Origin of the sequence: Acinetobacter sp. AL9 (assembly GCF_041464035.1) — a bacterium.
GTDB lineage: Bacteria > Pseudomonadota > Gammaproteobacteria > Pseudomonadales > Moraxellaceae > Acinetobacter > Acinetobacter towneri.
The window spans coordinates 1-13,020 of record NZ_JAYFSK010000015.1 but is presented as its reverse complement, the minus strand read 5'-3'; the positions used below and the strand labels follow the sequence as shown (position 1 = coordinate 13,020).

14 protein-coding genes are annotated in these 13,020 nt (G+C 42.0%); 13 read left to right on the top strand and 1 reads right to left on the bottom strand.

The genetic code is table 11. The features are described 5' to 3' along the window. Nucleotides 1-3: 3 nt before the first annotated feature. From secY to ACEO2X_RS05350, 8 genes are all read left to right on the top strand, one after another. Nucleotides 4-1,323: a preprotein translocase subunit SecY gene (secY, locus tag ACEO2X_RS05385; protein ID WP_171257418.1), complete on the top strand. Its 1,320-nt coding sequence runs from the start codon at nucleotides 4-6 to the stop codon at nucleotides 1,321-1,323. Nucleotides 1,324-1,343: 20 nt separating this feature from the next. Next, the gene (gene rpmJ / locus ACEO2X_RS05380) at nucleotides 1,344-1,460 is read left to right on the top strand and encodes a 50S ribosomal protein L36 (RefSeq protein WP_000867907.1); all 117 of its coding nucleotides are present in this window, start codon (nucleotides 1,344-1,346) and stop codon (nucleotides 1,458-1,460) included. Nucleotides 1,461-1,567: 107 nt separating this feature from the next. Beyond that, complete coding sequence (gene rpsM, locus ACEO2X_RS05375) at nucleotides 1,568-1,924, top strand: 30S ribosomal protein S13 (protein WP_004974734.1); 357 nt, start codon at nucleotides 1,568-1,570, stop codon at nucleotides 1,922-1,924. A 19-nt stretch (nucleotides 1,925-1,943) separates the two neighbouring features. Continuing rightward, nucleotides 1,944-2,330 (top strand): 30S ribosomal protein S11, encoded by a 387-nt coding sequence (gene rpsK / locus ACEO2X_RS05370; protein WP_001040166.1) that lies wholly within the window; start codon nucleotides 1,944-1,946, stop codon nucleotides 2,328-2,330. A gap of 12 nt (nucleotides 2,331-2,342) precedes the next feature. After that, the gene (gene rpsD / locus ACEO2X_RS05365; RefSeq protein ID WP_004974744.1) at nucleotides 2,343-2,969 is read left to right on the top strand and encodes a 30S ribosomal protein S4; all 627 of its coding nucleotides are present in this window, start codon (nucleotides 2,343-2,345) and stop codon (nucleotides 2,967-2,969) included. 17 nt (nucleotides 2,970-2,986) lie between these two features. Beyond that, complete coding sequence (gene rpoA, locus ACEO2X_RS05360; RefSeq protein WP_004974745.1) at nucleotides 2,987-3,994, top strand: DNA-directed RNA polymerase subunit alpha; 1,008 nt, start codon at nucleotides 2,987-2,989, stop codon at nucleotides 3,992-3,994. Between the two features lie 18 nt (nucleotides 3,995-4,012). Continuing rightward, nucleotides 4,013-4,378, top strand: a complete 366-nt coding sequence (gene rplQ / locus ACEO2X_RS05355; RefSeq protein WP_004974746.1) for a 50S ribosomal protein L17 — start codon at nucleotides 4,013-4,015, stop codon at nucleotides 4,376-4,378. 201 nt (nucleotides 4,379-4,579) lie between these two features. Next, the gene (locus tag ACEO2X_RS05350; RefSeq protein WP_371971165.1) at nucleotides 4,580-6,070 is read left to right on the top strand and encodes a flavin-containing monooxygenase; all 1,491 of its coding nucleotides are present in this window, start codon (nucleotides 4,580-4,582) and stop codon (nucleotides 6,068-6,070) included. A gap of 75 nt (nucleotides 6,071-6,145) precedes the next feature. Here the strand turns inward: ACEO2X_RS05350 and ACEO2X_RS05345 are convergent, their stop codons facing one another. Beyond that, complete coding sequence (locus ACEO2X_RS05345; protein ID WP_371971164.1) at nucleotides 6,146-7,318, bottom strand: acyl-CoA dehydrogenase family protein; 1,173 nt, start codon at nucleotides 7,316-7,318, stop codon at nucleotides 6,146-6,148. Nucleotides 7,319-7,501: 183 nt separating this feature from the next. Between ACEO2X_RS05345 and ACEO2X_RS05340 the strand changes: the two genes are divergently transcribed. The 5 genes from ACEO2X_RS05340 to ACEO2X_RS05320 all read left to right on the top strand — a co-directional run bounded on the left by ACEO2X_RS05340 (nucleotide 7,502) and on the right by ACEO2X_RS05320 (nucleotide 12,768). Next, a complete protein-coding gene (locus ACEO2X_RS05340) occupies nucleotides 7,502-7,759 on the top strand; it encodes a succinate dehydrogenase assembly factor 2 (RefSeq protein ID WP_004974752.1) in 258 nt (85 codons plus the stop codon). Continuing rightward, entirely contained in the window at nucleotides 7,752-8,174 is a 423-nt protein-coding gene (locus tag ACEO2X_RS05335; protein ID WP_096901367.1) for a protein YgfX, read from the top strand. The genes ACEO2X_RS05340 and ACEO2X_RS05335 overlap by 8 nt, the downstream gene beginning before the upstream one ends. 445 nt (nucleotides 8,175-8,619) lie before the next feature. Further along, entirely contained in the window at nucleotides 8,620-9,666 is a 1,047-nt protein-coding gene (locus ACEO2X_RS05330) for a hypothetical protein (RefSeq protein WP_004974758.1), read from the top strand. A 103-nt stretch (nucleotides 9,667-9,769) separates the two neighbouring features. Further along, nucleotides 9,770-10,351 (top strand): rhombosortase, encoded by a 582-nt coding sequence (rrtA, locus tag ACEO2X_RS05325; RefSeq protein WP_371971163.1) that lies wholly within the window; start codon nucleotides 9,770-9,772, stop codon nucleotides 10,349-10,351. 209 nt (nucleotides 10,352-10,560) lie between these two features. Then, nucleotides 10,561-12,768 (top strand): TRAP transporter large permease subunit, encoded by a 2,208-nt coding sequence (locus ACEO2X_RS05320; RefSeq protein WP_368782488.1) that lies wholly within the window; start codon nucleotides 10,561-10,563, stop codon nucleotides 12,766-12,768. Nucleotides 12,769-13,020 lie beyond the last annotated feature (252 nt).

Sequence of the window (13,020 nt, the reverse complement as noted above, 5' to 3'; positions counted from 1 at the left end):
ATGATGAAAGGCCAACCATTTCACGTGAAATACCGTGAAATTATACGCCGAATGATGTTTCTCATTGGTGCGTTGTTGGTATTTCGACTAGGAGCGCATATTCCAGTACCAGGCATTAATAATGCCGCACTTGAACAATTGTTTAATGCAAACCAAGGTACAATCCTTGGTTTGTTTAACATGTTTTCGGGTGGTGCATTAGAGCGGATGTCGATTCTTGCTTTAGGGATCATGCCATACATTTCTGCTTCGATTATCGTACAGTTGATGTCTACCGTGGTTCCTTCGCTTGAAGCTTTGAAAAAAGAAGGCGAGCAAGGCAAACGCAAAATTAATCAATATACGCGCCAAGGCACATTGTTTCTTGCACTTGTGCAAGCGATTGGGATGTGTGCAGGTCTGATTGGTCAAGGTATTACCTTAACGTCAGGTCTGGCTTTTTACGTTCCAGCTGTTACCTCTTTGGTTGCAGGCACAATGTTCTTAATGTGGTTGGGTGAACAAATTACCGAACGCGGAGTGGGCAATGGTATTTCCATGATCATTTTCGCAGGTATTGTTGCAGGCTTGCCTAATTTAATTATGCAATCCTTCACATCTATTGATAGTGGCCAGTCAAGCCTGATTGGTTTGGCAATTTTTGGTTTATTGTCTTTGGGTGTACTTGCAGCAATTGTGTTTATTGAGAAGGCGCAGCGTCGTATTCCAGTAAACTATGCTCAAAAACAACAAGGTCGTCGTGTATTTACTGCTCAGCAAACGCATTTGCCATTAAAAATTAATATGGCAGGTGTGATTCCAGCAATTTTTGCCAGTTCATTGCTTTTGTTCCCAGCGAGCTTAGGTCAATGGGTCGGCAGTGCGGATCCTAATGCTGGATTAATCAAGCGTAGTCTACAAGACTTGGCATTGGTATTGTCGCCTGGACAACCGTTGTATTTGGTGCTCTTTGGTGCGTTAATTATCTTTTTCTGTTACTTCTACACTGCGCTGGTTTTCAGCCCTAAAGAAGTTTCGGAAAACTTGAAACGCAGCGGAGCTTATGTGCCTGGTATTCGCCCAGGTGAGCAAACTGCTCGTTACTTAGATCATATTCTCAGTCGTTTGACCTTTATTGGCGCGATTTACATCACTGTAGTCTGCTTAATGCCGATGATTCTACAAAGCTCATTTGGAATTCCATTTAGCTTAGGTGGTACATCATTATTAATCGTTGTAGTGGTTGTGATGGACTTTATGGCTCAGCTTCAAGCACATCTCACCTCGCACCAGTACGATAATCAAACGTTAATGAGAAAAACGACTGCTCATCCTAAGGGATAAGCGCACTTAGAGGTTTCATCATGAAAGTACAAGCTTCTGTAAAGAAAATTTGTGGTAGCTGCAAAGTTATCCGTCGTAATGGGGTTATTCGCGTAATTTGCAGCGCAGAACCTCGTCATAAGCAGCGTCAAGGTTAATTTGATTAAGACCTGTTGATTTCAGTAGGCTAATTAGGTTATTATCCGCCCCTCAAGATTTTTGTGGGGCGGTTGATTATCTTAACTGCCTTTTTGGAGAAAATTGAATGGCTCGTATTGCCGGTGTAAACATTCCGGATAACAAGCACGCTGTTATCTCTCTCACTTATATCTTTGGTATTGGTCGCCACACTGCTAAGACTATCTTAGCTGCTGCTGGTATCGCACCAACAACAAAGATCCGTGAATTAGATGACGCTCAGCTTGATGCGATTCGTGCAGAAGTTGCTAAGGTTCCGACCGAAGGTGACTTACGTCGCGAAATTTCCATGAACATTAAACGTTTAATGGATTTAGGCTGCTACCGCGGTCTTCGTCATCGTCGCAGCTTGCCTGTCCGTGGTCAACGCACCAAAACTAACGCACGTACCCGTAAAGGTCCGCGCAAACCGATTAAGAAATAAGATTTCTGGAAGCTAAAAGATGGCTAAAGATACTCGCACACGCAAGAAGGTCACTCGTACCGTCTCTGAAGGTGTTGCACACATTCACGCTTCTTTTAATAACACCATTGTGACCATTACCGATCGTCAAGGTAATGCACTGGCTTGGGCTACCTCAGGTGGACAAGGCTTCCGTGGATCACGTAAATCAACTCCGTTCGCTGCTCAGGTAGCTGCTGAAGTTGCTGGTAAAGCTGCTTTAGATTACGGTTTGAAAAACTTGGACGTCCTTGTTAAAGGTCCTGGTCCAGGTCGTGAGTCTGCGGTTCGTGCATTAGGTGCAGTGGGTTATAAAATTAACAGCATTACCGATGTGACTCCAATCCCTCACAACGGTTGCCGTCCACCTAAAAAACGTCGCGTGTAAGGAGAAACATTCATGGCTCGTTATATTGGTCCAAAATGCAAACTCTCTCGCCGCGAAGGGACAGACCTGCAACTAAAATCCGGCGTTAAACCATTTGACGTCAAAACTAAAAAACACGCTAAAGCTCCTGGCCAACATGGTGGGGCTCGTGGTGGTAAGCAATCTGAGTACTCACTACAATTACGTGAAAAACAAAAAGTACGTCGTATGTACGGTGTTTTAGAGCGTCAATTTAGTAACTACTATAAAGAAGCTGCTCGTGTGAAAGGCGCAACAGGTGAAAACTTGTTGAAATTGCTCGAAAGCCGTCTTGATAACGTTGTTTATCGCATGGGTTTTGGTTCTACACGTGCAGAAGCTCGTCAGCTTGTATCTCACCGTAGCATTACTTTAAATGGTCGTCGTGTTAACATTGCGTCTATTCAAGTTAAAGCTGGTGATGTAATTGCAGTTCACGAAGGTGCAAAACAACAATTACGTATTAAAAACGCAATTGAATTGGCTGCTCAACGTGGTATTCCTTCATGGATGGAAGTTGACCATTCTAAATTTGAAGGTACGTTTAAAGCTGCACCAGATCGTTCTGATTTACCTGCTGAAATCAACGAAAGCTTGATTGTAGAATTGTATTCTAAATAATCCTTGAGGTAGCAATAATGACGCGTACTGCAAATGAGTTTCTTACTCCGCAAGCGATCAAGGTCGAAGCGGCAAGCGGGACCTCGGCAAAAGTTATTCTAGAACCATTAGAGCGTGGCTTTGGTCACACTCTTGGTAATGCTTTACGTCGCATCCTTCTTTCTTCTTTACCTGGCGCAGCTGTGGTAGAAGTTGAAATTGAAGGTGTCGAGCACGAGTACAGTACTTTGGAAGGCTTGCAGCAGGACATCGTCGAGCTCTTGCTGAACCTGAAAGGATTGTCTATTAAGCTGTTCGATCAAAATGAAGCTTATTTGACATTGGAAAAACAAGGTCCAGGCGATGTAACAGCTGCAGACCTTCGTTTACCGCATAATGTTGAAGTGGTTAACCCTGAACACTTGATTGGCACTTTAAGTGCTACAGGCAATTTAAAAATGCGCCTGAAAGTTGCTCAAGGTCGTGGTTATGAAACATCTGACTCACGTTTCCCAGAAGGCGAAACTCGCCCTGTAGGTCGTTTGCAGTTAGATGCTTCTTATAGCCCAATCAAACGTGTGTCTTACATCGTAGAAAATGCGCGTGTAGAACAACGTACTGACCTTGACAAGTTGATCATTGATCTTGAAACCAATGGTACAGTTGATCCAGAAGAAGCGATCCGCAAAGCGGCAACAATCTTGCAACAACAAATTGCAATTTTTGTTGATCTTCAGAAAGATCAAGCTCCTGTTGCTCAAGAGCCTCGTGAAGAAGTTGACCCAATCTTGCTTCGTCCAGTAGATGATCTAGAGCTTACTGTTCGTTCTGCTAACTGTTTGAAAGCAGAAAATATTTACTACATTGGTGATCTTGTACAGCGTACTGAAGTTGAGCTACTTAAAACGCCTAACTTGGGTAAAAAATCGCTTACAGAGATCAAAGATGTTCTGGCTTCTAAAGGCTTACAGCTCGGCATGCGTTTAGAGAACTGGCCACCGGCTAGTCTCCGTATGGACGATCGTTTCGCCTATCGTAGCCGTTAATTAAGTAGGACTATCACCATGCGTCATCGTAATAGTGGTGTGAAATTAGGCCGTACAAGCAGCCATCGCAAAGCGATGTTCCAAAACTTGGCTAATTCTTTGTTCGAACACGAGTTAATCAAAACAACTGTTCCTAAAGCAAAAGAATTACGTCGTGTTGCTGAGCCTTTAATCACTTTAGCTAAAAACGATACAGTAGCAAACCGTCGTTTAGCGTTTGCTCGTACTCGTTCAGCAGCAACTGTTGGTAAATTATTTACCGTTCTTGGCCCTCGTTACAAAGAGCGTAACGGCGGTTATCTACGTGTTCTTAAAGCGGGCTTCCGTGCGGGTGATGCTGCACCGATGGCTTACGTTGAGCTTGTAGATCGCGAAGTTAAATAATTTCGCCAAGAATAACGCACGTTGTTCAGAAAAGACCGGTTTTACCGGTCTTTTTTTTATGTAAAAAATAAGTTGAATCTCAAAAAATGATGTAATTGTCCCGAATTGATATAAATTTTAGCAACTTTTGCCAAACTTGACATTGTGTATTGTCAAATTTGTGCTTTAATAAAAAACATCATTCAAGCTGGACAATAAAACATGGATAAGCAGGTTGATATATTAATTATTGGGGCAGGGATTTCGGGCATTGGTGTAGCAGCACATTTAAGTCAAAACTGCCCACAGCGTTCTTTTGAAATTATTGAGCGTCGTCAAAGTTTTGGTGGCACTTGGGATTTATTCCAATATCCGGGCATTCGTTCAGATTCGGATATGTCGACTTTTGGTTATAATTTTAAGCCTTGGAAAAAAACCAATGTACTTGCCGATGGCGCATCTATCAAAGACTATCTAGAAGAAGTCATTCAAGAAAAAGCCTTACACTCAAAAATTCATTTTCAGCATCGTGTGTTATCTGCCAATTATGACTCTCAAACACGTAAGTGGACGTTACGTATAGAAAATGCAGTGCAACAGATTGAAACTTGGGTGGCTAATTTTGTTTTAGGTTGCACAGGCTATTACAATTACGATCAAGGTTTTCAGCCTGACTTTCCGAATCAACATGCGTTTAAAGGTACATTTATTCACCCACAGCATTGGCCTGAGAATTTAGATTATCGTGGTAAAAAGGTCTTAATTATTGGTAGTGGTGCAACCGCCATTACCTTAGTACCTGCTATGTCAAAAGGTGGTGCAGCGCATGTCACCATGCTACAACGCTCGCCGACTTATATTGCTTCAGTGCCTGCAATGGATTTTGTTTATCAGCAAATGCGTAAAGTTTTGCCTGAAGATGTTGCTTACAAAATCACGCGCGCACGTAATATTGGCATGCAACGCGCCATTTATGCTTTAGCACAAAAACAGCCGAAATTACTGCGGACTTTGTTGCTGAAATCTATCCAAATGCAGCTCAAGGGCAAGGTAGATATGAAGCATTTCACGCCACATTATAATCCGTGGGATCAGCGTTTATGTGTTGTGCCTGATGGTGATTTATTTAAGATTTTACGCGAAGGGCATGCCTCGATTGAAACCAATCAAATTGCAAGTTTTACTGAAACAGGTGTGCAATTAAAATCGGGTAAACATTTGGATGCCGATATTATTGTGTCTGCGACAGGTTTGAATATTCAGATTCTAGGCGGTATTCAAGCCACAATTGATGGTGTGCCTTTAGACACCTCGAAGCACATGCTATATCAAGGTGTGATGATCAGCGATGTACCGAATATAGCGATGATTATTGGCTATATTAATGCCTCTTGGACGCTTAAAGTTGATGTGGCTGCGGATTATATTTGTCGTTTGCTCAATTATATGGATCGACAAGGTTATGACGAGGTAATTCCTCAAGGTGACCAAACAGAGTTATTGGAAGATACGGTGATGGGCAGTTTGAGTTCGGGCTATATCGCGCGTGCTGCTGATGTGATGCCAAAGCAAGGCAAACATGCGCCATGGCGAGTGACCAACAATTACTTAGAAGATCGCAAAACTTTAAAACAAGCAAGTTTTGAAGATGGTATTTTAAAATTCAAACAAGCTGTGCCTGCACAGCAGCGTAAACCTAAATTAGTGTCTTAAATCGTTGGGTGCAAAAATAATATGGCACAAGAAATTTAAAATTGCTTGCGCCATTTTTATGTTGAGGTGGAAATTTTATAAAGAACGTGAAATCAGCTCTTTCATAATTTCATTGGTGCCTGCATAAATACGATTGGCCCGATTGTCTAAGTAAGCACGTGCAATTGGATACTCAAGCATATAGCCATAACCACCATGCAGTTGTAGACATTCATCCACCACTTTGGAGTACATCTCTGAAATTTTATATTTGGCGGCCGCTGCAGCTTCAACACTGAGCTGATCTTGAAGTTGTAACTGCATACATTGATCTAAAAAAGCACGACAGAAATCAATTTCGGTGCGTAATTCTGCCAGTTTAAAGCGCGTATTTTGAAAGCTATGAATACTTTTGCCAAAGGCTTGACGTTGCTGAGTATATTGCAGTGTATGTGCAAAAGCAGCTTCTGCACCTGCTTGGCAAATAATCGCGACAATTAAGCGTTCCCAAGCCAGTTCTTTCATCAGCATGATAAAGCCCATGCCTTCTGCACCCAATAAATTGCTGCGAGGCACGCGGACATTATCAAAAAATAATTCGCAAGTGTCCTGACCTTTCATACCAATTTTATTCAGTGGTTTGCCTTTGCTAAATCCCGCACGGTCTACTTCTACCAATATTAAAGACAGATTGGCTGAACCTTTGTCTGTGTTCGCTGTTTTACATACCACAATCGCCATGTCGCACAAATAGCCGTTGGTAATAAAAATTTTAGAACCATTAATCACGTATTCATCGCCATCCAATACCGCAGAGGTACGCACAGCTTGTAAGTCTGAACCTGTACCGGGTTCGGTCATGGCAATCGCGGTTATCACTTCGCCTGTGGCCATGCGGGGTAACCAGTGTTGTTTTTGTTCAGTTGTGCCAAAGTTATTAATGTAATTGGCGACAATATCTGAATGCAGTGAAAAACCGGTAGCACTGTCACCTGCATAGGCTTGTTCTTCAATCAAAATCATGCTGTATAAGCGGTCTACCCCTGAACCTGCATATTCTTCAGGCATGGTGCTACACAGCAAACCCAAAGCACCTGCTTTACGCCATAGCTCACGATCTACATGCTGCTGTGCTTCAAATTTTTCAGTATGGGGGATGACTTCCTGCAAATAGAATTTTCGTACCAAATCACGAAAACTATCGTGTTCAGCGCTGAATAAGGTGCGCGGTAACATATTGGCAATGGGGCGAATTGCGGCAGATTGCATGGTTTTATCTTCCTGATGTTATTTTGAATTCACCTTAGAAGAATTAATAGGGGTGAACAAGGTGCAAAAAGTTTCAATTACAAATGAAATATGATGCTTTTGGTCAATGCTGCATAAAAGTCATCGAAACTTTAAAAGGGGTCGGTTAAACTAGCCTGAGTTTAATTTTAATGGGGAAACCGCATGAGTGATGACATCAGCTTAGAAGAACGCAAAGTGATTTACCGTGCCCGTCGTGGTTTAAAGGAAATTGATGTCTATTTTGACCCGTATGTGAAAAATCATTATTTGACTGCCAGTGCGGAAGAAAAACAAATGTTTGCCGATTTGGTTGAGCAGGAAGACCCAGATTTATTGGATTGGTTTATGGAAGTGTCTGAGCCACCACGTCCTGAGTTGAAAGATTTTATCCGTAAACTAAAGCATTATGTGCATGGCTAAGCAGCAGTTTCAGCTGAAACCTAGTGTCATCGCAATAGTGTTTCAGCTGATGATCGCTCTACTCATCGTTTGGCTTTTACTACAAGTGTTAAAGCCATGGCTTAGCGTTGTATGTATTGTCATTATGGGCTGGACATATTTTAAATTTGTTCGTGCAAACCGAATTGTTGGTTTAGATCAATTAGATGACCGTGAATGGTCAATTTCCTATCTCGCGCCTCGTGTAGTATCACAACAGATTAAAAGCACAGCTCGCCAAATTGAAATTCAGCGTGTGCAACTGCGTCAAGTGATAGATCATCAAATTTATATCGTCATGGAATTTCAGCAAGCCTTTAAACCTCTGGTGATTTGGTGTGATCAGGTTTCCAAGGCGGAATGGAAGGCTCTAAAAGTATTGGCGAAAATGCTCTAATTTACAGACAGCTGTATATTTTTATAATAATAAAAAACTATAAGTATCATAAAGATAAAATTATCATCTATTTTTCGTGTCCTGATCAGTCATTTTATATTGGCATAAAAGATTACACATATCCCTATTTTTAGTTATATTCATTCCAGACAAGTGTAGATCAATACAAATCAGATTCCTGAAATGTGCAGATTTAAATTTAGTCGAAAGATTTTTTAAGATAAGCCCGAATTGGGCATCAGTTAATAAGTAGCATGTGCTGAACCGTCGCAATGCTACTTTTTTTTGCCTAAATTTTGTCGGATGACAGATTTCAGTCAATTTTAGTCACTTTAAAACATGGCAAAGTTATCCATCTGAAGCAGCAAGTAGACGCTTTTATTCAGATATTGCTTCTGCTATGTTTGTTGCAATGGACATAAACACAATTATAGAGGACAGGAAAATGTCGCAAGTCCAAAAAATAGGCCAGGGTGTGGCCGTATTTGCAATCACAAGTTTATTATTATCAGGTTGTTCACAAGTGATCAAAACAGGTGCCAATGTCGCACTTGGATTTACTGAAAAACATATTGTGCCGCCAATTTTAGCGATGGAAGATGCTGAAATGGTGTGTAATTCTGGTAATTCCTTAACCCCTGCCATTATGGCGACTAAAGATATGGGCGCAGACCCAACCCGTGTTGCGGTACTAATGTATTCGGCTGCGGGTATTTGTGCCGAAGAAAAAGCTTTGGATGCTGAATTGCGTTATTTACGTGCAGCAAAAGCAGGGCAAGTGGGCGAAGCGCAAGATGCGCGGATTCAGCAAAAACGTTGGGCGGCTTTGGCGGCACAGCGCCAATACACAGGCTATCAATTGTTTCAGCATCGTTGGGAAAAGAAATATCGGAAACCTTTGGGCGAAGGTTGTCCAAAAATGAACAGTGATATTGATCAAACTGTGTATATGTTGGGGATGTTGAGTGGCTTGCAAGCCATGACCAATGATATTAATTCAGGCGGGGCAGTGCATGTGCCTAAAGATATTGCCGCGATTGTTGAGCGTGGTATGACCTGTTTAAACAATGAAAAATTCTGGGGCGCACCAGAGGCTACACGTGCCGTAATTTGGACTTTGCTTCCAGGTGCGGGAGATGGCAAACCTGATCCGTATCAAACCTTAAAGCAGTCGATGCAAATTGGTGAAAATAAAGGGGTGCGTTTATCACACGCTTTATATGCGGTTGCTGCCCAAGCCAGTGGTGAAGATGCCAAAATCCGCGATGCACTCAAAGCCTTTTCTAATGCACGCAGTGACGAAAAACCTGTAAATCCACAATTTAAATTGATTGATGCCATGGCGGGAAGCATGGTACAAGGAATTTCAGACCGTTACTGGACTGAACATACAGGTGTGCGTACGGGTGATCAGCAACGTTTCTGGGATGAGCAAGATGATTCATCTGAATTAGATGATTTATTTAATGAGGATACGGCAGCTCAATTGTAAAAATATCAAGATTGCCCAATTCAATATAGACAAGAAGTTTTAGGATTGGGCAATCCGTTTGCCGAAGCACATAACAAGAATAATTTGGAGGATGCAAGCGCCTATGCAATATTCATCTCAATTTCTCAGTCGAAAAATTGTGTTTATTGCGGCATGTATGTCGGTTTCGGCATGTTTGCAGATTTTTGCAGAGCATTTTATTTATTGGTCTACACATTTATTGGATGAATTTTGGCGCTTATGGACAGGGCATTGGGTGCATGTGGGCTGGATTCATTATTTACTCAATATGATCGCCTTTGCCTGTTTACCTTTTATTTTTCCGCATGCCAAAGTATGGCACTTTGTGGCGCTTTTGCTGCTACTACCCCCAGCGATTAGTCTGAGTTTCTTTTACTTGCTTACCGATGTTGATGCCTATGCAGGGCTTTCTGGGGTATTGCATGGTGCTTATGTGGCGGTGGCGTGTGTGCATTTGCTCTATAAAAAAGAACGTAGTTTTGCCGCATTGGTCTTGCTGCTTATTTTATCTAAATTGATCTGGGAAAATACTTTGGGCAGTTTGGGTACAGCAGAATTAATCGGAAGTCCTGTATTAGTTGAGGCACATTTATTGGGCGTGATTTGGGGAGTAATTTTTGCACTGGCTTATATTGTTTGGGCCTATTGCATTGATTCGCATTAAATTTACATCGAAAAGGACTCACAAGAAATCTCACAATTGACCATTTTTACTTAAAAGAAAATCTATATTGTCATTTTAAAAATAACGACGTTCATTCACATTTAAACTGAATACAAAAATGCTCAATGGAAGATGGATATTCCGTTGAATAAGGACAGACAGAAATTCGAGTGTCTCGGTTTCTGCATAGAATAAAAACAGGAAAATATATGCACAATAACGGACAACGCAGGTCTGGCTTGGCTTTGCTCAGACATATATGGACAGAATGGATTTCTACATTCGTTATTTTGATCTTGTTGCTACTGACACTTATTATTGGTACAGGTGAAATGGTACATGGTCAGTTGTTGCGCATGGGTGAACGCCTATACGGTGACCCTGCAACGGGTATGCAGTATTCATTTTTGCGTGCCGAACCCACTGCACCTGACTGCGAACGCAACCCCGATATCGATGCACAAGTACATGCCCAAATGCAAGCCAATGCTGCTGATGAGTTTGCCGATATTTTTGGTACTGCCTCTGAGTCAGATGTCCGTGCTTCAATTTTGGCAGCCAAACAAATTTGTGAAGAAAAATTTCAATTTCATGATCAGGCGATTCAGCATATTCAAGCCCATCCAAGCTTGAAAATTTATCGAACCATTGAAACCTCTTTTTTTGGTATTTTTAAATTTGGTACTGAAAACCGTGCCATTTTATTGGTATTGATGGTGGTCTTTGCTGCAATTAGTGCCACTTTAAAGACCCATCACATTGGTTTACGTGGCCCTGCGACCAAAATTGACTTCAAGGTGTATTCGACCTTAATGGTGGTGGCGAATGGTTTCTTAACCTCGTCAAGTATCAGTCAATATCGTTCAGTACTCAATTCAGGCGTACCGATGAGTGGTGAAACGCAAATCATTTACTGGATGTGGATGATTCTGTTTGCAACTCTGACTTTAATTAGTTTATTCCAGCTTATTAAGCCACCTGCACCGACCCGTGAAGGCGGTAGTTTAGGTCTTGCTTTCCTGAGCGTACCTTTGTATGCCTATATGGCAATTAGTACGGGTTTCTCTTTTACCTTCCTGATGGATTATCCAATGGGGCAAGGGATTTACCTAGGGCAACTGGTCGAATTCTCTAGTATTTTCTTGAACTTGGCTTTGTTTATTTGGGCGGGGATGTTGCTCAAACAAACCCGAATTGTGGATTTGTTCCTGAATATTCTGCGTCCGTGGAATTTGGCACCTGAAACTTTAACCTGGCTGATTTTGATTGCTGCGGCATTGCCGACGGCTTATACCGGTGCATCGGGGATTTTTGTCATTGCCGCAGGTGCGATCATTTATAAAGAAGTTTGGAATGCGGGTGGACGACGTCAGTTTGCACTGGCGGCAACAGCTATGTCGGGTTCAATGGGGGTCGTGCTTCGTCCATGCCTATTGATTGTTGTGGTGGCATCGCTGAATAAAGAAGTCACAACGGACATGCTGTATCACTATGGTTTGTATGTGTTCCTACTGACTTCAACCCTATTTTTAGTGATTTCGTTGTTCTTTGCTGAAAATAAATTCCGCATTGCTGCACCGAACATAGCTGCGCCATTGTCCTTACGTGCTTTTGGCCCTGTACTACCATATATCCTCATTTTCGTGTTGATTTGGTTGTTCTATAAATATGCTTTAGACACCAATATGAATGAATTTACTGCACCTGTAATGATGCCGGTTATTTTATTGATGATGGTGTTGTTTGATAAATTGCGCCATGAACCTGCGCCTATTCCAGCGATGGGGCAGTGGGATCAGACTTTAGATCACAAGCCTGTAGCACAACAGACAGCAGCTTCATCTGAGCGCTCATTATTGACTGCACCTGATTCACCATTGCGTCAGTATGGTTTCTTCAAAGCTCTGCATTTATCGACCAGTGAAACGGTGGGACATATTGGGGCATTGGTAATTTTGATGGCGCTTTCAGTCAGTGTAGGTGGCTATTTAGAACGCATTGAAATTATGGAAGCGTTCCCAACCGACATTAGCAGCATCTTTATTGTGATTAGCCTGATTGTTGCCCTGATGATTTTTGTGGGCATGATTATGGATCCATTCGGTGCGGTAATTCTAATTTCGGCAACAGTTGCGCCCGTGGCGTATCAGTATGGGATTCATCCTGTGCATTTCTGGATGATTACCCTCATCGGCTTTGAATTGGGCTATGTGACGCCACCTGTAGCGCTGAATCACTTATTGGCAAGGCAGTCAATTGGTGATGAAGAAGTCGCTGCAGCCGATGCGGAAGTTCGTCATAAACCGTTCTATTATCGCTTTGAGCGTTGGGTTTTACCTGTGATTGTGATGCTGCCTGCGATGTTGATTATTGCCTATGTACCGTATGTGTTTAAGCTATTCGGTTGGTATGAATAAGCATACTTAATCACAGTCATCTTATTGTTTAACAACACCCTGTAGTTCGCTACGGGGTGTTTTTTTATCCACTGGAGCGAAAAACCTCGTGGTTCAGCACGAGGATATAAGCGACTGGAGTAAACCATATGAACGACACGAAATGTCGTTTTAAATACTTGTACTATAGTCACTATTAAGAAAAATACTGTTAAAATAATTGGATGAAGACACTCAAATTACGCATAAAAGACAAACATTGCAAGGTGCTAA

What these genes read in the sequence shown, in the direction of transcription:
- secY (WP_171257418.1), top strand. Translation starts at nt 4, where the DNA reads ATGAAAGGCCAACCATTTCACGTGAAATACCGTGAAATTATACGCCGA.
- rpmJ (WP_000867907.1), top strand. Translation starts at nt 1,344, where the DNA reads ATGAAAGTACAAGCTTCTGTAAAGAAAATTTGTGGTAGCTGCAAAGTT.
- rpsM (WP_004974734.1), top strand. Translation starts at nt 1,568, where the DNA reads ATGGCTCGTATTGCCGGTGTAAACATTCCGGATAACAAGCACGCTGTT.
- rpsK (WP_001040166.1), top strand. Translation starts at nt 1,944, where the DNA reads ATGGCTAAAGATACTCGCACACGCAAGAAGGTCACTCGTACCGTCTCT.
- rpsD (WP_004974744.1), top strand. Translation starts at nt 2,343, where the DNA reads ATGGCTCGTTATATTGGTCCAAAATGCAAACTCTCTCGCCGCGAAGGG.
- rpoA (WP_004974745.1), top strand. Translation starts at nt 2,987, where the DNA reads ATGACGCGTACTGCAAATGAGTTTCTTACTCCGCAAGCGATCAAGGTC.
- rplQ (WP_004974746.1), top strand. Translation starts at nt 4,013, where the DNA reads ATGCGTCATCGTAATAGTGGTGTGAAATTAGGCCGTACAAGCAGCCAT.
- ACEO2X_RS05350 (WP_371971165.1), top strand. Translation starts at nt 4,580, where the DNA reads ATGGATAAGCAGGTTGATATATTAATTATTGGGGCAGGGATTTCGGGC.
- ACEO2X_RS05345 (WP_371971164.1), bottom strand. Translation starts at nt 7,318, where the DNA reads ATGCAATCTGCCGCAATTCGCCCCATTGCCAATATGTTACCGCGCACC.
- ACEO2X_RS05340 (WP_004974752.1), top strand. Translation starts at nt 7,502, where the DNA reads ATGAGTGATGACATCAGCTTAGAAGAACGCAAAGTGATTTACCGTGCC.
- ACEO2X_RS05335 (WP_096901367.1), top strand. Translation starts at nt 7,752, where the DNA reads ATGGCTAAGCAGCAGTTTCAGCTGAAACCTAGTGTCATCGCAATAGTG.
- ACEO2X_RS05330 (WP_004974758.1), top strand. Translation starts at nt 8,620, where the DNA reads ATGTCGCAAGTCCAAAAAATAGGCCAGGGTGTGGCCGTATTTGCAATC.
- rrtA (WP_371971163.1), top strand. Translation starts at nt 9,770, where the DNA reads ATGCAATATTCATCTCAATTTCTCAGTCGAAAAATTGTGTTTATTGCG.
- ACEO2X_RS05320 (WP_368782488.1), top strand. Translation starts at nt 10,561, where the DNA reads ATGCACAATAACGGACAACGCAGGTCTGGCTTGGCTTTGCTCAGACAT.